The organism is Neobacillus niacini, assembly GCF_031456445.1.
GTDB classification, from domain to species: domain Bacteria; phylum Bacillota; class Bacilli; order Bacillales; family Cytobacillaceae; genus Neobacillus; species Neobacillus niacini_I.
Genome location: NZ_JAVDUQ010000010.1, coordinates 101,638 through 120,889, shown reverse-complemented (window position 1 = coordinate 120,889; position 19,252 = coordinate 101,638). Strand labels below are relative to the sequence as shown.

Annotated in this window: 17 protein-coding genes and 2 pseudogenes; 6 read left to right on the top strand and 13 right to left on the bottom strand. The window is 35.8% G+C overall.

Annotation, left to right across the window (positions count from 1 at the left end; translation table 11 throughout):
• The 4 genes and pseudogenes from J2Y67_RS11265 to J2Y67_RS11250 form a co-directional block, all read right to left on the bottom strand.
• A pseudogene (locus J2Y67_RS11265) lies at positions 1 to 416 on the bottom strand (RNA-guided endonuclease TnpB family protein); the annotation flags it as partial.
• A gap of 19 nt (positions 417 to 435) precedes the next feature.
• Positions 436 to 835 (bottom strand): annotated as a pseudogene (gene tnpA / locus J2Y67_RS11260) (IS200/IS605 family transposase).
• 332 nt (positions 836 to 1,167) lie between these two features.
• Positions 1,168 to 1,377, bottom strand: a complete 210-nt coding sequence (locus J2Y67_RS11255; RefSeq protein ID WP_310173977.1) for a hypothetical protein — start codon at positions 1,375 to 1,377, stop codon at positions 1,168 to 1,170.
• A gap of 150 nt (positions 1,378 to 1,527) precedes the next feature.
• On the bottom strand, positions 1,528 to 4,476 hold the full coding sequence (locus J2Y67_RS11250) for a hypothetical protein (RefSeq protein WP_310173975.1): 2,949 nt from the start codon (positions 4,474 to 4,476) through the stop codon (positions 1,528 to 1,530).
• Positions 4,477 to 4,849: 373 nt separating this feature from the next.
• Between J2Y67_RS11250 and J2Y67_RS11245 the strand changes: the two genes are divergently transcribed.
• Together J2Y67_RS11245 and J2Y67_RS11240 are read left to right on the top strand one after the other, a co-directional pair.
• Complete coding sequence (locus tag J2Y67_RS11245) at positions 4,850 to 5,605, top strand: BMQ_0737 family morphogenetic spore coat protein (RefSeq protein WP_310173973.1); 756 nt, start codon at positions 4,850 to 4,852, stop codon at positions 5,603 to 5,605.
• Positions 5,606 to 5,902: 297 nt separating this feature from the next.
• Positions 5,903 to 6,565 carry a sulfotransferase family protein gene (locus tag J2Y67_RS11240; RefSeq protein WP_310173971.1) on the top strand — a complete coding sequence of 221 codons (663 nt, stop codon included), beginning with the start codon at positions 5,903 to 5,905 and terminating at the stop codon, positions 6,563 to 6,565.
• A 39-nt stretch (positions 6,566 to 6,604) separates the two neighbouring features.
• Here J2Y67_RS11240 and J2Y67_RS11235 read toward each other — a convergent pair whose 3' ends face one another.
• From J2Y67_RS11235 to J2Y67_RS11225, 3 genes are read right to left on the bottom strand one after another with little or no spacing between them, the layout of a single operon-like run.
• Positions 6,605 to 7,600 carry a CgeB family protein gene (locus J2Y67_RS11235; RefSeq protein ID WP_310173969.1) on the bottom strand — a complete coding sequence of 332 codons (996 nt, stop codon included), beginning with the start codon at positions 7,598 to 7,600 and terminating at the stop codon, positions 6,605 to 6,607.
• 55 nt (positions 7,601 to 7,655) lie between these two features.
• A complete protein-coding gene (locus J2Y67_RS11230) occupies positions 7,656 to 8,957 on the bottom strand; it encodes a glycosyltransferase (protein ID WP_310173968.1) in 1,302 nt (433 codons plus the stop codon).
• A gap of 23 nt (positions 8,958 to 8,980) precedes the next feature.
• Positions 8,981 to 9,724: a sulfotransferase domain-containing protein gene (locus J2Y67_RS11225; protein WP_310173966.1), complete on the bottom strand. Its 744-nt coding sequence runs from the start codon at positions 9,722 to 9,724 to the stop codon at positions 8,981 to 8,983.
• Positions 9,725 to 10,048: 324 nt separating this feature from the next.
• Between J2Y67_RS11225 and J2Y67_RS11220 the strand changes: the two genes are divergently transcribed.
• The 3 genes from J2Y67_RS11220 (at position 10,049) to J2Y67_RS11210 (ending at position 11,497) form a co-directional block, all read left to right on the top strand.
• On the top strand, positions 10,049 to 10,471 hold the full coding sequence (locus J2Y67_RS11220) for a hypothetical protein (RefSeq protein WP_310173964.1): 423 nt from the start codon (positions 10,049 to 10,051) through the stop codon (positions 10,469 to 10,471).
• A 120-nt stretch (positions 10,472 to 10,591) separates the two neighbouring features.
• Positions 10,592 to 11,008: a hypothetical protein gene (locus J2Y67_RS11215; RefSeq protein ID WP_310173962.1), complete on the top strand. Its 417-nt coding sequence runs from the start codon at positions 10,592 to 10,594 to the stop codon at positions 11,006 to 11,008.
• Positions 11,009 to 11,071: 63 nt separating this feature from the next.
• Complete coding sequence (locus J2Y67_RS11210; protein ID WP_310173959.1) at positions 11,072 to 11,497, top strand: hypothetical protein; 426 nt, start codon at positions 11,072 to 11,074, stop codon at positions 11,495 to 11,497.
• An 874-nt stretch (positions 11,498 to 12,371) separates the two neighbouring features.
• On the opposite strand, the gene J2Y67_RS11205 is transcribed toward J2Y67_RS11210, so the two are convergent.
• The 6 genes from J2Y67_RS11205 to rfbD all read right to left on the bottom strand — a co-directional run bounded on the left by J2Y67_RS11205 (position 12,372) and on the right by rfbD (position 17,857).
• Positions 12,372 to 12,833: a hypothetical protein gene (locus tag J2Y67_RS11205; RefSeq protein WP_310173956.1), complete on the bottom strand. Its 462-nt coding sequence runs from the start codon at positions 12,831 to 12,833 to the stop codon at positions 12,372 to 12,374.
• Positions 12,834 to 13,021: 188 nt separating this feature from the next.
• Positions 13,022 to 13,777, bottom strand: a complete 756-nt coding sequence (locus J2Y67_RS11200) for a sulfotransferase family protein (protein WP_310173954.1) — start codon at positions 13,775 to 13,777, stop codon at positions 13,022 to 13,024.
• Between the two features lie 442 nt (positions 13,778 to 14,219).
• Positions 14,220 to 15,179, bottom strand: a complete 960-nt coding sequence (rfbB, locus tag J2Y67_RS11195; RefSeq protein ID WP_310173951.1) for a dTDP-glucose 4,6-dehydratase — start codon at positions 15,177 to 15,179, stop codon at positions 14,220 to 14,222.
• Positions 15,172 to 15,918 carry a sugar phosphate nucleotidyltransferase gene (locus J2Y67_RS11190; RefSeq protein ID WP_310173948.1) on the bottom strand — a complete coding sequence of 249 codons (747 nt, stop codon included), beginning with the start codon at positions 15,916 to 15,918 and terminating at the stop codon, positions 15,172 to 15,174. Before J2Y67_RS11190 ends, rfbB begins: the two co-directional genes overlap by 8 nt.
• A gap of 641 nt (positions 15,919 to 16,559) precedes the next feature.
• Positions 16,560 to 17,018, bottom strand: coding sequence for a dTDP-4-dehydrorhamnose 3,5-epimerase family protein (locus tag J2Y67_RS11185; protein ID WP_310173945.1), 459 nt, complete (start codon positions 17,016 to 17,018; stop codon positions 16,560 to 16,562).
• Positions 17,018 to 17,857 carry a dTDP-4-dehydrorhamnose reductase gene (rfbD, locus tag J2Y67_RS11180; RefSeq protein WP_310173942.1) on the bottom strand — a complete coding sequence of 280 codons (840 nt, stop codon included), beginning with the start codon at positions 17,855 to 17,857 and terminating at the stop codon, positions 17,018 to 17,020. The genes J2Y67_RS11185 and rfbD overlap by 1 nt, the downstream gene beginning before the upstream one ends.
• 289 nt (positions 17,858 to 18,146) lie before the next feature.
• On the opposite strand from rfbD, the gene J2Y67_RS11175 reads away from it, so the two are divergent.
• Complete coding sequence (locus J2Y67_RS11175; protein WP_310173939.1) at positions 18,147 to 19,217, top strand: glycosyltransferase family 4 protein; 1,071 nt, start codon at positions 18,147 to 18,149, stop codon at positions 19,215 to 19,217.
• Positions 19,218 to 19,252: the final 35 nt, after the last annotated feature.

Sequence of the window (19,252 nt, the reverse complement as noted above, 5' to 3'; positions counted from 1 at the left end):
TTTTCTTCTAACGAAAAAAATTGACCTGCTGAACAAAACCGTACCTTCTTTCCCTTCCCATACATGATTTTCTCAACTGCCCCAAACGATCGTTCAGCGATATTCTGAGCCATTTGAGAACCGATATTTCGCTTGAACTTACGTCCCATTCCTTGAACGTACCTATTTAAGTCAAATTTACGAACGCCATATTGTTCTTTTAATTGAGTAAGAAGTTGATTGCGTTCTTTCCCTTTTGGCATACGAACCGCTTTCCAATACCTGGGATTGCGTATCATGTATTTATATCTGCGCCATGCTTCACCTAGACAGGCGTTGTAGATATTTCTCCCAATGTTTAAGCGTTTTTCTAAGATATGTTCCTGCCCTTTTTCAACTTTTAAAGGCAAAGATATCACGTATGTTGGTGTAGCCATCTAGGTTCAGCTCCTTTCGCTATTTCATTTGTTGATTACGAATGGATTGGCATATCTGTTTTTCTGTATTTTCACTTACGGTTGCGACAAAGTAACTAGGATTCCACAAATGACCACCCCACAGTTTCCTTTTTAAGCCCGGAAACTCTTTAAATAGTAATCTTGCAGAGACGCCTATTAATGTTTTAATCATTGTAGGAATGGAATGTTGAGGGGGGCAATCGATCAGAAGATGAATATGGTCGCAATCGGTTTCGATTTCTGAAATTGCAAAACCATTATCTTTTGCTATTTGAAACAGCATCTCTTTTAATCTTACATCTATATCACCAATTAGCACCTTATGGCGATACTTTACGCACCATACAATATGATACTGAATGGAATATACATATCTTCTACCATATGTTCCACCTCATACTTATGATAACATAGGTTACTAGATTAAAGGTAAATACTGGAATTATATTAGTATTTTTTTGTACATGCTTTGCTGAACATATGTCGGATAGTTAACTTGGCATAAGCCACGCCCTATCCGAAGCCGATTCATCTCATGACTGAAGTCACGAGTGTTCTCGGCTATTTCATAAACGGGATCACCGAATAACTCCATTTGAAGTCTTAATATTTCAAAAGAATTAAAAATTAATCAAGATTAGTAATGATTGCAAGATATTCAATAAAATCAAACCACATTTAAAAAATATCAATATTGAAAAGACTGCGAACCATTACGCAGTCTTTGTTGTTATTTTTTGTTTTGTATTCCCTCCTGTTTCGGAACCTTATTTCCGCAGCCACAGCCACCTTTGCTCCTTTTAGTGTAGGAGGCTCCTCCATATGCCGAATAACTTTTGGTACCTTTGATAATCTTATTTCCAAGATAAAGACCAGATTGCTGCGGCCGATGCGGTGCCAAAGATCCTGAATTTATCTGCAGGCCTTGTTTTCTGTTCAAACTAACTACCTCCCGGCTATTTTTACGTTACTTTAATAGTATATGAATTTATTTACATTCAGGTGTTCCCGTTTTTCCATTAATTCCTTGCAGGCTCAGAGTTGTTAGAAGGTTGTTCTGATCAAAAAATCGTTCCAGCAAAATCTTATATTATTCCTGCTTCCTTTCAACGGTGGAAAAAGGAGGAACGGGGGGCTGGCCAGTTTTCCTTTTTAATGTAAAAAAATCGGTCGGCTTTGCGTTTGAATTTTTGTTCTTACTGTGGGTAGACTGTCCCGTATATTGTTGCTGCGTCATTATGCGACGAAACCAGTCAGCTTGCTGTTGATTTAATCGCGATTCATTTCTAGCCTGTATTGGACCCTGCTCTTGCACCTTGGGCAATACTTGCTCAATCTCTTGAAACGGTGGCTGTAGATTATCAAACAGTTGGGAAAACGGTTGTTCTATGAACTGTCCGATAAAATTTTCCTTTTCCTCTAAATTGGATTCTAAATCAGCAATTTTAGCCTTCAGTTCCCTAAGAAGATTCTCCAACTTCTTCCTATCGTCCTCATACTCAGCTATTTTCCCCTTATTCATTTTCACCTCGGTTAAAAGCTGGTCTGAAAGCTCCAATTGAGCTCGTTCACTGTCATTTTTAATTTTGTATATTTCGATTTCTTTTGCTTTTAACTCGGCTATAAGCATTTTATTTTTTTGTTCAAATTCTTCCTTTATCTTGGCTGTTTCCTTTGAATGTGCTATTTTTAAATTTAACCGTTCAATCTCTTTAGACCAGATTTCCCTTTCCGAGTCCAATTCATCTGCCTTATCTTTGTACTTTTTCCCCTCTTCATGAATGTTAATAAGATCATTCAGGTACAACTCTTTGTCTTGATTATAACTCTCTGTTAGCAAATTTAATTCTTTAATCTTGGACTTGATATCGTCTTTTAACTGAAGGTTTTCTGATTCGAGCTGATCAATAAGAGTTAACATTTTTTTTACTTTAAGAAATTCTTCATTCAACCCTTCAATGTTTTTCTCTAGCTCCTTATTTCTTGTCTCGGACTTCTCATAAAGACCTTTTAGTTGGATAATCTGTTCCATAAGCATCTGTTTTTCTTTTTTTACTTGAGCCATCTCTAAATTTTTCGCTTCAAGTTGATGTTTCAAAGAAGAAGTCATTCTTACCAGCTGCTTGGTTTCCTTAAACACTTGATTAAGGTTGATCGTTATTTTATCCATCCGTTTTTCTTCTGAAATCTTTTGTTCTGAAAATTTAGAAACCTTGTCGTGAAACGAAGCATTTTCCTCTTCAAGGCCGGAAATCTTTCTAAGCAGCTCAGCTTTTTCTTTGATAAATTGTTCATTCTTTTCCTTTAATACTTTATTTCCTGATGCCATTATTTCTAACTGTGTATTGATTTCAGTTTTGGCTTCCTCTAATTCATGTACTTGGTTTTCTGTTATCTTCAAAGTTTTTTTAAGTCCATTGGTGGATTCAACTGCGGCTTTTTTCTCTAAACTCAATTGGGTATTCTCTGCTTTGAACTTTTCAAGTTCTAATTTCAATTGATCATTTACTTGTGTCATTTCCTTTTTTTCTTGAACCAATTTTTCTATTTCCACAGTTTTTGTTTGCAATAACTGTTCCAACTCGTTTTTTTCATTTTCAAGTTCTAATTTCAATTGATCATTTACTTGTGTCATTTCCTTTTTTTCTTGAACCAATTTTTCTATTTCCACAGTATTTGTTTGCAATAACTGTTCCAACTCGTTTTTTTTATTTTCAAATTCTAATTTTAATTGATCATTTACTTGTGTCATTTCCTTTTTTTCTTGAACCAATTTTTCTATTTCCACAGTTTTTGTTTGCAATGACTGTTCCAACTCGTTTTTTTCATTTTCAAGTTTTAATTTTAATTGATTATTTACTTGTATCATTTCATTTTTTTCTTGGACCATTTTTTCTATTTCCACAGCTTTTGTTTGTAATAACTGTTCCAACTCGTTTTTTTTATTTTCAAGTTCCAATTTTAATTGATCATTTACTTGTGTCATTTCCTTTTTTTCTTGAACTAATTTTTCTATTTCCACAGTTTTTGTTTGCAATAACTGTTCCAACTCGTTTTTTTCATTTTCAAGTTCCAATTTTAATTGACCATTTACTTGTATCATTTTCTTTTTTTCTTGAACCAATTTTTCTATTTCGACAGTTTTTGTTTGCAATAACTGTTCCAACTCGTTTTTTTCATTTTCAAGTTCCAATTTTAATTGACCATTTACTTGTGTCATTTCCTTTTTTTCTTGAACCAATTTTTCTATTTCCACAGTTTTTGTTTGTAATAACTGTTCCAACTCGTTTTTTTCATTTTCAAGTTCCAATTTTAATTGATCATTTACTTGTGTCATTTTCTCTTTTTCTTGAACCAATTTTTCTATTTCCACAGTTTTTGTTTGCAATAACTGTTCCAATTCGTTTTTTTCATTTTCAAGTTCCAATTTTAATTGACCATTTACTTGTGTCATTTCCTTTTTTTCTTGAACCAATTTTTCTATTTCCACATTTTTTGTTTGCAATGACTGTTCCAACTCGTTTTTATCATTTTCCAAATTTTTAAGATTTGTAATGAATAGATCTCTCTGTATAGTTAATTCTTCGAGTGTACCAGCAGCAGAACGTTCTTGTACTCTAAGGTTGTCGGCCTCTTCTTTATAGCCGGCAGATTCCTTTATTAACTCATCAATTCTTTCGATGAGTTTATTTTGTTCTATTTCATAGGTTTCAATTTGATTGATAAGGTCATTACAATCATGACTTTTTTCTAGTTTCGATAATTGGTTTGCGTAGTCGGAATTTTTTAGGAGAAGATCATTGAATTCCCTAATATGTTGATCTCTCTCCTCATCGTATCTTTCGTTTTGATGTAACAGCTCCTCAAGTTCCTCTTTAAGCCCCTCGTTTTTCCGTTTCAGCTTTTTTATTTGTTTCCGATATTTCTCAGCTAAATCTTCCGTTTCTGCACGGCTAAGAGAAAGCTCTGACTCAAGATGTATGATTTTCTGTATTAATTGTACATTGGTAAGTCTTTCTAGTCGACTTTGATTTGCCATTATTTCCCCCCCTTAGGTCAAATGCCTAATCCTTCTTCTTTTCATTTTATGCCTTTACGATTAAAACGTGTAAATACGGTGTGAAAAATTACCTTTATGGCTTGCGCAATGACCTGTAAAGAGGAATTCTCCTTACATCTATTCATGTATAGATGTAATCCGCATCATTTCGACACGCTTTTCTTCGCGGAAAAATCCAAATAAGTTAGGCACGCCTCAATTCATACCGAATATATTAATATTGCTTGATGTTCTGGTCATTGCTTCAAACTAAGTATCTAGCCAAACAGAACTAGGCACTACGGGAGGATGCTTAAAAATTACAGAAGACTTCCCTTTTTTAAATATATAGGATGAGAGGATGGATTTATTCATGGATGTTAGGTCAGTGAAAGGCGGCCAAGAAACACTTTGTATTAAGGTAAATAAAGTATATGACTGGGTTACCCGCCAATCCGATGTTCCCCTAATCGCTTTCAATGCAAGCGACTTGGGTGCTACTTTATTCTTTGATTGCCCTGGAGGAGTTACCCCTACCCCCGGATCAGATGATCCTTGTGCTGTTCTAGGCAATGTTTTTACTGTTGATTGTTTCGTGACAGATGAGGAAGGCAACCCTGTTGATCCGCTTGCACCGGGTTCCATTCTTTGTACTGAAATTGCACAGCCTGAAGGCCGGCAGACTGGAACATTTACTCTCCCCACTGGCGAAACTGTTACTTTACAAAAAGTAAAAGTGTTGAAAAAAGGTTTTGTTGTGGTTCGTGTGACTAACCCTCAAGGGTTATCCTGCTCAACACTGCCCATCCCGTTTGCAGTTGCTGAAAAATTCTTTCTATGTGCACCTCCAGGAACATTCTTACAATGCGAAATCACCGATTTTGAATGTGACGCAAACTTAATTTGCCGTCCTGGTGCATCACCTGGAACTTTCACATTCCAGCAGCTTGATATTTCCATCAATATGTGTCAAAACATTCAAATGGAAGCGTTGGTAAAGCTGGAAATCACAGCGGAATTTTGTGCACCACGCCCAGAAATACCGTTTGTCTGCCCGCCATTGGCGTTCCCGCCGCAATGTCCGACCATTTTCCCGCCAGCGGCTCCGACTCCGGCTCCAACCCCTTAACAAATGCGAAAAAGGGAAATTCCTAAAGATAGAGAGGAGATCCAAACTCCTCTCTATTTTTACTCTGAATATAACCACAAAAATTTACATATTTAGCAAACTGCTAATATGGCAATATTAAAATAGAAAATTTTGTAAAAACAAACAACATAAAGTCATTTAGGTCATAATAGGAAATTTCATCAATACAATAAAACAAAAAGGGAAGAATCCTTATGCTAAGCCCTTCCCAAATGATCTTTAATGTTAATTTCATTTAACTCACATTGTTTTACAACACGGAAGGAGCTGTCATGTTTGGAAGTGAAAAATAAACTTTTCCTTTTACTATGTCTTCATCGTTCGGGCTCAAGTGCAACTGCTGGCGCTATGCATCTTTTAGGCATTAATATGGGGGATAAACTCTTACCTGCAACCCGATTTAACCCAAAAGGACATTACGAAAATATTGAATTTTTTCAAATAAATCAAGAGATTTTACAAAGTGTTAACGCTTCGTGGAATAAGCCGCCTAGTCGTGAAAAAATTAAAGCAGCTAATTTCCCAAGCCATAAAATTCAAACCTTTTTAAAGAGCAATATGAAACCTATTTGGGGACTAAAAGATCCACGTACTTTATTGACAATTGAATTATGGAAACCTTATTTAGAACAAGACAATGAAATTACTTATGTTTTTGTCCATCGGCCTTTCGACGCTTCTGTTAATTCAATGGTTCATCGTGATAAAATTGGGATTGGAAACGCAACACAAATTTTAACCCCGTATTTAAAAAACTTATATCATTACCGGCATACTTACGGAATTCCATCCGAAAAAATCATAGATGTTTATTATCAGGATATTTTAATAGATCCTGAACCTTTCGTTCGGAAGGTGAATATAAAGATTGGAAATCCCCCTGACCATAACCTTGACAAAGTAAAAGGATTCCTCAATCAAGATTTGAAAAAATTTTAGCTTCTGCTTTATTCATATTTTAATACGAGGGTTACTATCCTATTTTTTTACGACAAGAATTTCTTTTTTAAGAATTCCAATTAATTCTTCAAGGCGCTTGACATACGTATGGTCATGCATCGTGCGTTTATAGGCATTTTCAGCAATTCTTTGTTTTTCAGTATTGTTTTCAAGATAATAATCAATCTTTTCCTTTAAATCCTGAACATTATGATAACACACCATTTCATTTCCTAAATCAAAATACTTTTCTAAATCACGCCTGTAAGTTGCCAATTGAAAGGCTTGACATGCTGCGATATCAAAGGTTCGATTGTTTGGAGTATAAGCGGGTACTCTTTGGGGATTTAAATTGACATCGTTAACGGTTCGATGAATATTAAGGACAATTTTAGTGCCATTATAATACTTTGCTACTTCATTAGGCGGAATGGTGTGATTAATAATATTATTTTTTAAAATGGAATAGTTTTTGAGCTTTTGCCACCAACGTCCAATTAGGATAAATTTTTTATCTTTAAGAAATGGGGTTAAATCATCGATTATCTTTAATCTGATTGGCAGTGCACTGCCTACAAAACAAATATCGTATTTGTATTTATCAGGTACCTCCATTGGTGAATAAAAGCTTGGGTTCACAGCAAGAGGAAGATGAATAGGCTTGATATTATTATTTTTATAAACAGGAACAGCTCCTGAATCTTCCGTGATGACAAAGTCAAACATCTTCGCTTTTGTTATGTGAAGGCTAATCATGTAGGGATCATCCACCACCCATAAACCAATGGGAACTCTCAATCTTTTTAATTGAGAAAAGTATTGTATAGGAATGATGTTATTTAGAAATATAATGATATTGGGTCTGAATTTATAAACTTTAAAATACAGGTATTGCATATTCTCTTTATCTGGATGGAAACAAGCAAACTTAAACGGCGCGGCAGCATGCTTTTCGATATGCCTAAAAGCGGATATAATATTGGGGTCTAAATAAGACAACGTCTTGGTTCCAGAAGAAATAAAAAATAATCTCATAATTCCACTCCTTGCAAATAAGTCAAAATCATGGTGTTATATATAGAACTAGGCATTATTTAACAAAAAGGGATTTTTTAACCCATGAAAAAGGCTCCCCTTTATCGTAATTGGATAATAGGCTTGGATGCATGACAATTGCATCGTTAACAGACAGTTTCAATCTATTGATTACGTCTTTTTCAATAGAATGAAGCCGATTGTTAAAAGCGAGGTAAAATTGTGAATTACATTTAAATAAAACTCCATCCGGTAAGATGGACTTCGTATTATTCACACTATCAATCGTTTGATTCGAGTCAGGAATTTTTGATATCATATCTTCCTCGAGAATGACGATATCATCCACCTTGAAATGATACTGTTTAAATACATTTATATTTTTTATATGATACTTTTTATTATTTTGAATTAAATAAATAGACGGGCTGTCTTTCGCTTTTATTAGTCGCTGATTGGGTATTTTTTCAGGTTCAAGAAAAATATTCTCATCTATTGGAGTTCCTTCCTCATATTTAAATAGGAAGGGATCAGGTATTTTAACGATCCTCTCTATTTTATAGTTTAATTTCTGCAGCATTTCGTTAGAAATTAGTCTGCGCTTTTGTTGATCGATTAGATAGATTTCATTAGAAAGCCCTCTTACTAAAGTTCCATTCGGTATATTTTTGGGTACATTTGCATTCAGTCTTTGAAAAGATTCCGGAAACTTCCAGGCGACATCTAAAATCTGCGGGATTGGATGAAAGGGTTGTAACTCGTTTAGGCGATTCCAAAAGGCTGCATCTCCATTCAACCAATATTGCGGATCGTCATTCCAATAGTTTCCATACTTTTTATAAACTAAATCTGCTATTTTCCTAGTATGCATAACAGAACAATGATCCACTCTTCCTGCTGCCCGATACTGAACCCCTTGGGCTTTACGGATATGTTCCTTTACGCATTTTCCATTTTGATCAAAATATATAACACGTTGTTCGGAATACACCACATCAACATTTTTTCTTTGTGCTAGAAAGTTCACCATTACCTTTAACCGATTAGGCAGATAGATGTTGTCGTCTGTAAGATAAGAAATGTATTTTCCTTTCGTCTTCAGAATCGCCTCGTTAATTAAGGTGGCATATCTGGTTGATTTATATCTCTCGTTTTCTTTGATTTGACTATTAAAATAGTGAATCCTCGGATCATTCAAATAGCTGGATATGATTTTTACGGTTTCTTCGTTTGAGTTGTCATCCATAATGAACAGTTCCCAATGAGTGTAGGTTTGTTTGATTACACTTTCAATGGCTTTAACAATCGAGTTTGGCTTATTATAGCTGGTTAATATAATGGAGACAATGGGTTTCATGACTCCACCTCCTTTTAAAAATTCTAAGAATTCCAATTAAAGTTCATGTTCAAAAGTTTATTAAGCTTATCATTGTGGGGCTTATAGAATGCCAGCAATTTTTTTCTCGTTTCAGGTTTCATTTTTTTATAATTCCCGCTCCTGTATGGCTGGTAATTTGTCAGTCTTATATTGGATACTCCTAAAAATCGATATACTTTTGTTAATGTCTGGGCTGGGTTTGAAAAGAATTTTTCACTCTGGATAATCAAGAGTTGGTTCGTCGGGAACCATTTTAGCCAACGTTCTAATTGTTCCGCATACATTCCCTTTTTTAAATAAATTTGTCCAATATTTGCTTCCAAAGCTTCTTCAAATGTCATAAATTGATCATTTGAACCCTGGTGAAGCAGTAGAGGCAATTTACTATCCAGATCCATTTGATAGTTTGAAAACGCTCGATCTACAGGGTTTCTCAGCAAAACAATTAATTTCACAGCTGGCATCTGTTTAAAGACCCTTTCAGGAACATCCTTGTCAAAGATATATTTGGGAGTCGCCTCTCCCGTTTTAAATCCCCCCAAACTCGTCGGTTTTAGAGGGAATTGCCTTTTATACCATTTCATCCCCTTGTGATATTTCAAATCAAAAAAGTGAATTTCTTTCTTTTTTGCCTGCATAATTTGAGGATGCTGAATCAAGTAATTATACAGAGAAGTCGTTCCGCCTTTTTGGGTGCCGATAATAAGAAAATCCGGCAACCTGCGAATATTTCTTCTGTTAGCCATCAATTTAACTCCCTTCAAATTTCCGTTAACCTAATTTTATTCAAAAAAAAAAATCTTGATTGGACTAACATATTGGAAATACATTAATTTCAAAAAACAGCTATATAAAAAGACGACATGGTCTGAAATATATATTGGAAACTTTTATTTAACAGTCTAGTAAAATAGTGGATTTTAAAAAAGATAGTTTCTTTAACTAGTTACACTTTTTTTTTTTTGCATACGTTATTATGGACAGGCTTCTCTTGATCTAAAAGATATGCAGTTTAAATAGAGAACAACTGTCATCCTTTATTCAAATTTTTTTAGAAAGGAGGATGAAACATGCCAAATGTGAATCGAGTCCGTAATGGCGGATTTGAACAATCCACACCACCAAGTGTCGGTCCTTTTTGGACAGGCAGTGCTGGTGCTGTAACGGAAACAGGCGGGACTCAGCTGCTTGGGGGCAATAATGCACTTCTTCCTAGTAGCGGTGATTTTATAGAACAGCCACTATTGCCTTTACAGGTTGGGGAGATTTATACATTCCAGGCTGCTTTTGCGACCTTTGCCAGTACGGGAACAATTGATGTTGAAATTGTCGGAGAAACAACCCGGCTATTTCAAGCAGTAAATGTTGAAGGTCCTGATTATGGTTTCTACAAATTTGACTTCACCGCTTCAGATGCTGCTGCCGTATTAAGAATCACAAACAGCTCAAACTCATTTGTCAGAATTGATGTCGTTTCAGTAAAAATAGCGTAAACTCATTGTTTAGTCAGATAAAGATCTATATTTCAACTTTTTTAATACATCCAACTTTACTAGTAAGATATATCTGGCTATCGAAATTAATCCAATTTATTAGGAAAGGGGGGATGAAACATGTCTAATATTAATCGTGTTCGAAATGGCGGATTTGAACAATCGACCCCACCAAGTGTCGCACCCTTTTGGACAGGCAGTGCTGGTGCTGTAACAGAAACAGGCGGAAGTCAGCTGCTGGAGGACAATAATGCACTTCTTCCTGTCGGTGATTCTATAGAACAGCCATTATTGCCTTTGCAGTTATTGCAGATTTATAAGTTCGAAGCTGCTTTTGATACGAGTGCACTTACCGGAACCATTGACATCGAGATTAGCGGCCATTCCGTTCGGAAATTCCAAGGATTAAACGTTACTGGCCTATATACCTTCTACAATTTCACCTTCACCGCTACTGCCGCAAACGTAACATTAAAAATTACGAACAATACAGACTCAGATGTAAGAATTGATGCCGTTTCTGTAAAGTTGGCCTAAATCAAACAGTTCTGCTGATGTCTTCCGGATAATTCTAAATTTATAATGGAAGGGGGAATATACATGCCAAATGTGAATCGGGTTCGAAATGGCGGATTTGAACAATCCACCGTTCCAAGTGTAACTCCGTTTTGGTCTGGCAGTGCAGGTGTAGTTACTGTAACAGGCGGTACACAATTGTTAGGAGACAATAATGCATTGCTTCCAGCCGGCGGTAGTATTTCGCAGCCTTTGCTGCCTTTACAGGTTGGAGAGATTTATACGTTCCAAGCGGCTTTTTCAACAAGTGTTCTTTCCGGAACAATTGATGTTGCTATTACAGGGCAGCCACTTCGACAATTTCAGGCAGCTAACATTGTGGGACCTAGTAATTATGCTTTCTACGAATTTGACTTTACAGCGACGGATGCAGATTCAGTACTAACAATTACAAACAGCAATGCAGATGTAGTTTTAAAAATCGATGGTGTATCTATCATTAAAGCATAATGTTTTTTGTTGTTCGAGCCCTGTTGAATTTCATTAACCGACTTCTTTTGCTTGCAGCCAAAGACTGAGAAATCAGTCCTTGGCTGCAAGCTTTTTTGTTTAATAGTGAACGGGAGTAAACTACCTTGAGTACTACCTAAAATTATTTTTAATAATTCAGGTAAAAATAATTGATTTTTATTAACATAGGTTATTTAACTATCTGCCCTTTGTCACGGAGGTATATATTACAATGGACAGGTTCTCATAATTGGATGAAATAATATGTTTTTATAAATTCCTCTTCACCGCTACCGTTGCCAATCCACTCTTACCAATTGCCAACGCTTCGGAGAACTAAATCAAAATTGATGTTGTAACTGTTCAACTAGCAAATACAAATCGCATTCGAAATGGTGGATTTGAACAATCTAGCGGAGGAAACGTAACTCCATTTTGGTCTAGTTCTGGGACTGCGACAACTGATAGCGGTGGAAACCAGTTACTGTGGGATAACTATGTACTTCTTACTCCCGGTGCTAGCATCTCTCAACCATTGCTGCCTTTACAGGTTGGCCAAGTATACGAATAAAATTGATGTGATATCCGTTTACTTGAAGTAATCATTTTATAATAACCAATTTAGTTAAGCAGTCATTTACGCTTATGTAAAGGCTATTTTCGCATAGATTGTTGTTTTTCGTATAAGTTCATCAACCCGTATAACTATATGCTTCGTGGCATCTTTTCGTATGAATATTTGCGAAAATTGCCTACAAACTTAGTAAATGAACCTTATTAAGCTCCAAAAGCAACAAAGTTTACGAAAAGAGCCTATGTAAATAATAAAACCCAGAACCTCTCACCTAAAATATTGGCTAGAGGTTTTGGGTTTCTATCCCCTTCGAACCACAACAAATTGATCATGAGTTACTGCCATTGATGGTTCAGAACTGGTAAGTGCCTCTCCGGGAGCTGCAAATCCACCTGAAACAGAAGCAAGAATCCTTCTCCCATTAGCTCCTACATCACCACGAACCGTAACGATGATCCCTGAAGACCCGGCGGTAGCTGCATTTACTGCTAAAGATTCTGGAGGTTGGGCTGGAGCAACAGGAACAGCAAAAGATCTCGCTTCATTCGGTCTGAGCGTTACCCGCTGTGGTGCCATAAGCACCCGAATTGGACTGGTTTCTGGTGGAAGCGGCTGTGGATTGAGTGTAACCTCGTTAATTTTTAACACTGCCTGTAAAGTCTGGGTGGTTTGATTCGTAAGTGTTACCATGACCGTATTTACGGGATCCCCGCTGCATGTGGTAGATGGAACTGGAATCGGTCCCGAACGCAGAGTAGCCATTAAATCATCTCCCATTCTTAAATTTATTACCCTATATTCTATGTTGTTTCTATTATGCTGACCGTATGCTTGTCCATTTTCTAACAAAAATTGAATTTGATAGAGAAACTCCATTGGCTATGTTAATACACTTTTATTTTCGAATACATATTATATAATCGTAAACGAAAAGAAATTTCTTTATCCTCTTAAATCTCAAATCCCAGTTTTCTTATTAGCTCAAAATCATCTTCTGAAAAAATACTTAAATCCTGATTTTTATACCTTTCCAGTGTGCCCGGCGGCTGAATCAATTGTACCAAGGGGGCTAAGTTAATTTTGGCCGGTTCTAATTCTAAAAACTCTATCATTTTCTTGATTTCCTTTTCTGGATTAGAACATAAATCATTAAAATTAATGAGCAAAAAGCGGGGACCGAGAAGTTCTTTTCCCAATCTGTTTGCTCTTTCATTTGCTGCATACCAATAGTGAAGACTGGCTTTTGGATCTACCTTTGAAGTTGATTTGATACGAAACAAATTTCCCCACTTCACCAGCTGATTTTTATTTCTGCTATAGGCCATCTCTAACCCGTTTCGGATTACATGAATATATTTAATTTTCTTGAAATATTTAACCAAGTATTCAATATAAATATGGCTGACCGGATTTTTCCATCCCCAGCCAATATATTGAGACTGATTTAAGCACAGGAAACTCGTCATCTCTTCTTCAAATGTTCTTAGCCGTTTAACGATTTCCTGTTCGTTTTCTTCATGACTATTAAAAAACCGATCAGGATTTCCAAATAATTTGGCAAATTTCACATTGTCATTTGATTTATTTAAAGGCCCTGTATAATACCCTAAACTCTTAATTATTTCTGCTATGACTCTAGTTCCGCTTCCTCCGACACCCCCAATGACGATAGGCCCCGCGAACCTTTTCTCTAAATCTTTTATCAAGTCGGTTACTCCCCTAATTTTTATATTTTTTACGATTCACAGTTGGGTTAACTACTGGTTTTTTATAAGGGGTATGGGAGATATGTTTGATCATGACATTTTGGGGGTTATATGTCATTCCATTTAGGGACAGCCCTTTTTCTGATAAAAGCTTATTAAATTGACGACAAAAACACAAATTAACTCTCCTCCTTTCTGTTGTTTTATCGTATGAGAAAGGCTTAAAAAGGCTTGTACTTTCGCACATGAGAAAAGAAATTGGTTTGATAAATGAAACCTAACTGTTCAGCATTTTATATGGGTAAGCTGTAAAGATGAAAAAGCATTCTCTACTGTTCACATCGAATGCTTTTTTGAATAAAATCGCTTGTTTATTTTCTTTTTGTTTAGACCAAACACCGAATAAGGATGGTATCATTTTCGTTCCAGATTCAACCAATTATTACCTACCCTCATTTTGTCTTTTTTTAAACCATTCAATCGTTTTTTGAATTCCCTGGATAAAAGAAACTTCAGGGCACCAGCCTAATTCTTTTTTTATCTTGGAAGAGTCCATCGCATAGCGACGATCATGCCCTTTCCGATCTGTTACATGTTCAATTAGACTTTTGTCTTTACCTAATTGCTTAAGAATCTCGTAAATGACATCAATATTGGTTTTCTCCTCTGATCCTCCAATATTATAAATCTGCCCAGTGGCCCCTTTTTCAAGGACCATATGAATTGCCCGGCAATGATCTTCAACATATATCCAATCTCTAATATTTAAACCATCCCCATATAATGGGATTACTTGGTTATTAAGTGCATTCGTAATGACTTTTGGAATGAATTTTTCGGTATGCTGCATAGGTCCATAATTATTGCTGCAGCGAGTAATGATGAGTGGTAACTGGTGAGTTTGGTAATAGGATCGTACAAGTAGGTCAGCACTTGCTTTGCTCGCAGAATACGGATTATTTGGGGTAATAGCGGTTTCTTCTGTAAAAGGAGCATCGGATGGACTTAGGGAACCATATACTTCATCTGTAGAAATTTGAATCATCTTGCTTGCCTTCCCGGATAATACCATTTGTAACAGGTTAAAGCTGCCGTAGACATTGGTATGAATAAAAGGAAATGCATCATTAATGCTTCGATCTACATGGGATTCTGCAGCAAAGTGAATAATGGCATCATAGTTTTGATCAAACACCATTGAAAGCTCATCTTTATTGGTTATATCACATTTGATAAAACGGTATCGATTCGAATGGTGAAATTCCGATAAATTTTCAATATTTCCGGCATATGTGAGTGAATCCACATTTGTGATGTGATAGTCAGAGTTCCTTAATAAATAGGTGATAAAATTTGCTCCAATAAAGCCTGCCCCGCCTGTTATGAGAAGGTGTTTACTCATTCGGGGCATCCTCCTTAAGTGTTTTCTCGTATACAAATTGATTCGCCTGAAAGAGCGAATCGTGTGTTCCCGCGTCAATCCACCATCCCTGTAGAATATCATACTCCAGCTGTTTATTCTCAATGTAAAGGTTATTCACATCTGTTATTTCCAATTCATCACGGGACGAGGGTTGGATGTTTTCAATATAATTGAAAACGCCTTGATCATACATATAGATACCTGTTACACAATAAGATGAAGGTGGGTTGCTGGGTTTTTCCATTATGGAGAGAATAGATTTTTTTTCTTCATCTAATTGAGGCACTCCATATCGGGTTGGGTCCTTAACCTCTTTCAAGAGTACTCTTGCCCCTCTCTCTTGTTTTAGAAACGACTTCACATATGGAATCAATGAATCTTCAAAAATATTATCACCTAATATAACGACAAATTTCTCTTTACCTACATAATTTCTTGCACTCATTAGGGCGTCCGCTATTCCCCCGCCTGCTTTTTTCTGGATTCCAAACTCAAAATTAACATTTAACTCTTCTCCATTCCCCAATAACTCAATAAACGAGCTAAGATCTTGTTTATTCGTTATGATGAAAATATCCTTTATACCAGCTTCTCTTAATTTTATGATCGGCCAATAGATCATGGGATAAGGCCCCACTGGTAAAAGATGCTTATTTATATAACTGGTTAATGGTTTCAAACGGCTTCCGGTACCGCCAGCAAGAATAATTCCTTTCATAAATAAACCACCTTTGAAATTTTTTCTTTATGGTAATCACGCGACTCTTTTTTTACCTTCAGAAGGAAATATTACTCTATACTTTATGAAAAAAATCCTTTTTTGGAACAATTTTCAGAGTACCATCAGGTAGTATGCAAGATTCTTAAACTTATTAAACCTGATTAAATCCTTTTTTCAGCCTTTATCGCTGTACACATCTAAACTTTTTGAATGTCTTAAATAGACCTTGCTTCCTTATAAAACATTTAAAAAAGCGATTATCATCATCGCTTTTTTAATAACATTCACTTCTTTTTGCCGAAATTTTCAAAAGACGAATTTGTCTTTTTTTTCATCCCTTGGAGTGAAGAAAATTTTACGTATTTGCTGCTTACCGGCTGAATAGGTCTGCCGTGGTATAACCCCTCTGAAGAAAATTGTTTACTGCGCTCATGACAACCACACATCAAAAACACCTCACCTTCATTACCATATTATATAAATTCAATTTTCTTCCGCTTGTACGTTTATACCTATTGAAGAGTTGATTTTATTTACACATCTTAATACCTTTTTTGGATGTTATGTAACTTAGACAAAAAGCATTCGATCTATTGAACATCGAATGCTTTTTAGTATTTAAACTATATTTTAGGTAGCTATCGGGACTGAGTTTCCCAATTAAAATTAATTGATGGATCATTCCATGGAATTCGCTTTTCATCAGGATGATCTGGATTATAGGACTCAGTTGTAAAATATATAATCACAGCAGGTTTTTGCCCCAAAACACGGTATCCATGAGCAACTCCTTTTGGGATCAGCAGCATGATTGGGTTTTCTTCTCCCATGTAATAAACATTCGTTTCTCCACTCGTGGGAGAATTTGTCCTAAGATCATATAGTACCACCTGAGCATTACCGGAAGGAAAAAACCATAAATCATCTTGCTTTTCGTGGTAGTGAAATGCTTTAATGATACCTGGATAACTCATTGACCAGGATGCCTGACCAAACCTAGATAAAAGCTCTGGCTCATCGTCACGGACCAATTCTGCAAAAAAGCCTCGATCATCACAATGTTTGACTAACTTTTTTACCTTTATTCCTTCTATCATTAAGTAGTCTCCTTTCGAATAAATTCACTTAAGGCTGCTTGCCAGTGACGTGGAACCTTTACATTTTCGTTTTGTAAATAATTGGATGTTAATACTGAGTAACTGGGTCTTGGAGCAGCTGCTCCATAATCGTCAGTTGATATGGGAAAAACAACATCCGGATTATAGCCGGCTTCTTTGAAAATCGCATGTGCAAATTCATACCATGAGCATGACCCTGAGTTGTTAACATGGTAAATGCCATTTTTTTTATTAATTAGCTCCAGGATGATTTCAACCAAATCGTTTACATAAGTAGGAGACCCTATTTGATCATTTACGACTTTTATTTCTCTATTTTGTTTCGCTAGTTGCAGCATCGTCTTTACAAAGTTCCTTCCGTCATGACCATATAACCAGGAGGTTCGGATAACGGTCCCCTTTTCCATTCGAAGCACGAATTGTTCACCGAGCCACTTGCTCAGCCCGTAGATCGATTGTGGATTGGGATCATCTTCCTCTACATAAGGAGATTTCTTTTTCCCGTCAAAGACATAATCAGAACTTATATAAAACATTCTTGCTCCTATCTTATCGGCGGCATCGGTTAAATAACTAGTTGCAAGTCCGTTTACTTCTAATGCTTTTTTTTGTGATATTTCACATAGATCTACTGCCGTAAATGCTGCACAATGGATAATTAAATTTGGTTTAATTTCCCTCATCAATTTTTCAACTTTTTCCCTTTCCGTAATGTCCAATTCCGTCTTGCTTAGTGCAATAACAGAATGAGAAAGGCTTAACTCTCTTTTCATCTCCTTTCCCAGCTGTCCATTAGCACCAGTTACTAAAATATCCATTAAACCACCTAGCCTTATTTTTCAATTGGTAAAATTCCTAAAGTTATAGGGTTTCGATTACTTCCTTAACCACAAATAAGATTTATACATAAGTTTTCAGACCATTTACTTCTATATACTTTATGTGCCAATTGCATTTTTGGAACAAAATTCCTTGTTGTCCAAGCAACTCTTCATTCCAAACATAAGGTTTTAATAAGTCACCTCTAAATTAATAATGATTTTCCATCATTCTATTACTAGGTATTATATATATGATGAAGTTAAAGGGAGATATGAAATTATGAAGGTGTTATTTGTTTTTACTGTCCCAGCTGGAGGAATGCTTACACTTAATATTGAAAGAAATATAGCTTTAACTCGAAAAGGAATAGAATGCCATTTTCTATATTTTAATGGACGAAAGGACATAGATATTTCTAATAACGGGAGAATTTATATTACAAATAAAGACAATGAAATTATTCAACTAATACAGGAACTTCAAATTCAGGCTATCATTGTTTGTACCTATTTTGAAATTTTAAAAAGGCTTAGGAAAGCAGGTTACGCGGGAAAAATCATATATGAGATTCAAGGGATTGGACATCAGCAATTAACCGGGCAATGGCTTGAAAAAGGAAAACCCGTTATAGCAAAATATGCAGATGCCATTCTGTACCCTAGCACCGAATACTTAGATAAATTAATGAAAAAACACTTTCCAAATAAGAAATTATTTAGCTTTCATAATAGTATTGACTCGAATTTATTTCATTATAAAGAAGTTCCAAAATATAATAAAACCATTGTTGGTTGGGTTGGAAGGCTAGATTACAATAAGAATTGGCAAGAATTTTTACTGATAGGAGCCGCCTTATCGAAAAGAATCCAAAATGTTGAACTTTGGATGTTTTACGACCCAGCGGCATGTTCCAAAGAGGCTTTAAAAAATTTTACTCGTTGGATAAATAAATTGAAGTTAAACGATTCCATTGTATTAAATGAAAATACTCCGCGTGACAAAATGCCTTATTTTTATTCTAGGATTTCAAAGTCAAATGGCTTATTATGCTCAACCTCAAGACAAGAAGGTTTTGGCTATGCGGTTATAGAGGCAATGTGCTGTCAATGTCCAGTTTTGACAACGCGATCTGGTGGTGTAGAAAGCTTTGTCATTCATAATGTTACCGGAAAGCTTTACGATCAAGGAGACATAAATAATGCAGTAAGTGAAGCAAAAGACTTAATTCTAAATAATAATCGAAAAAATGAAATGATTACTAAGGCCGTCCATTTTATTGAAACCTTCTTTTCCCCAGACCTATACGGCAAACAATTTCTTCACATGCTTGGCCAGCTTTTTACAATAAATGGGTAGATTTCCTGCCATACTTGTCCAATCAAATATTCACA

Excerpts from the sequence above, each read along its gene's own strand:
- J2Y67_RS11210 (WP_310173959.1), top strand. The coding sequence starts at position 11,072 with ATGCCAAATGTGAATCGGGTTCGAAATGGCGGATTTGAACAATCCACC.
- J2Y67_RS11230 (WP_310173968.1), bottom strand. The coding sequence starts at position 8,957 with ATGAAACCCATTGTCTCCATTATATTAACCAGCTATAATAAGCCAAAC.
- J2Y67_RS11215 (WP_310173962.1), top strand. The coding sequence starts at position 10,592 with ATGTCTAATATTAATCGTGTTCGAAATGGCGGATTTGAACAATCGACC.
- J2Y67_RS11185 (WP_310173945.1), bottom strand. The coding sequence starts at position 17,018 with ATGATAGAAGGAATAAAGGTAAAAAAGTTAGTCAAACATTGTGATGAT.
- J2Y67_RS11225 (WP_310173966.1), bottom strand. The coding sequence starts at position 9,724 with ATGGCTAACAGAAGAAATATTCGCAGGTTGCCGGATTTTCTTATTATC.
- J2Y67_RS11250 (WP_310173975.1), bottom strand. The coding sequence starts at position 4,476 with ATGGCAAATCAAAGTCGACTAGAAAGACTTACCAATGTACAATTAATA.
- J2Y67_RS11235 (WP_310173969.1), bottom strand. The coding sequence starts at position 7,600 with ATGAGATTATTTTTTATTTCTTCTGGAACCAAGACGTTGTCTTATTTA.
- J2Y67_RS11205 (WP_310173956.1), bottom strand. The coding sequence starts at position 12,833 with ATGGCTACTCTGCGTTCGGGACCGATTCCAGTTCCATCTACCACATGC.
- rfbB (WP_310173951.1), bottom strand. The coding sequence starts at position 15,179 with ATGAGTAAACACCTTCTCATAACAGGCGGGGCAGGCTTTATTGGAGCA.
- J2Y67_RS11245 (WP_310173973.1), top strand. The coding sequence starts at position 4,850 with ATGGATGTTAGGTCAGTGAAAGGCGGCCAAGAAACACTTTGTATTAAG.
- J2Y67_RS11190 (WP_310173948.1), bottom strand. The coding sequence starts at position 15,918 with ATGAAAGGAATTATTCTTGCTGGCGGTACCGGAAGCCGTTTGAAACCA.
- rfbD (WP_310173942.1), bottom strand. The coding sequence starts at position 17,857 with ATGGATATTTTAGTAACTGGTGCTAATGGACAGCTGGGAAAGGAGATG.
- J2Y67_RS11220 (WP_310173964.1), top strand. The coding sequence starts at position 10,049 with ATGCCAAATGTGAATCGAGTCCGTAATGGCGGATTTGAACAATCCACA.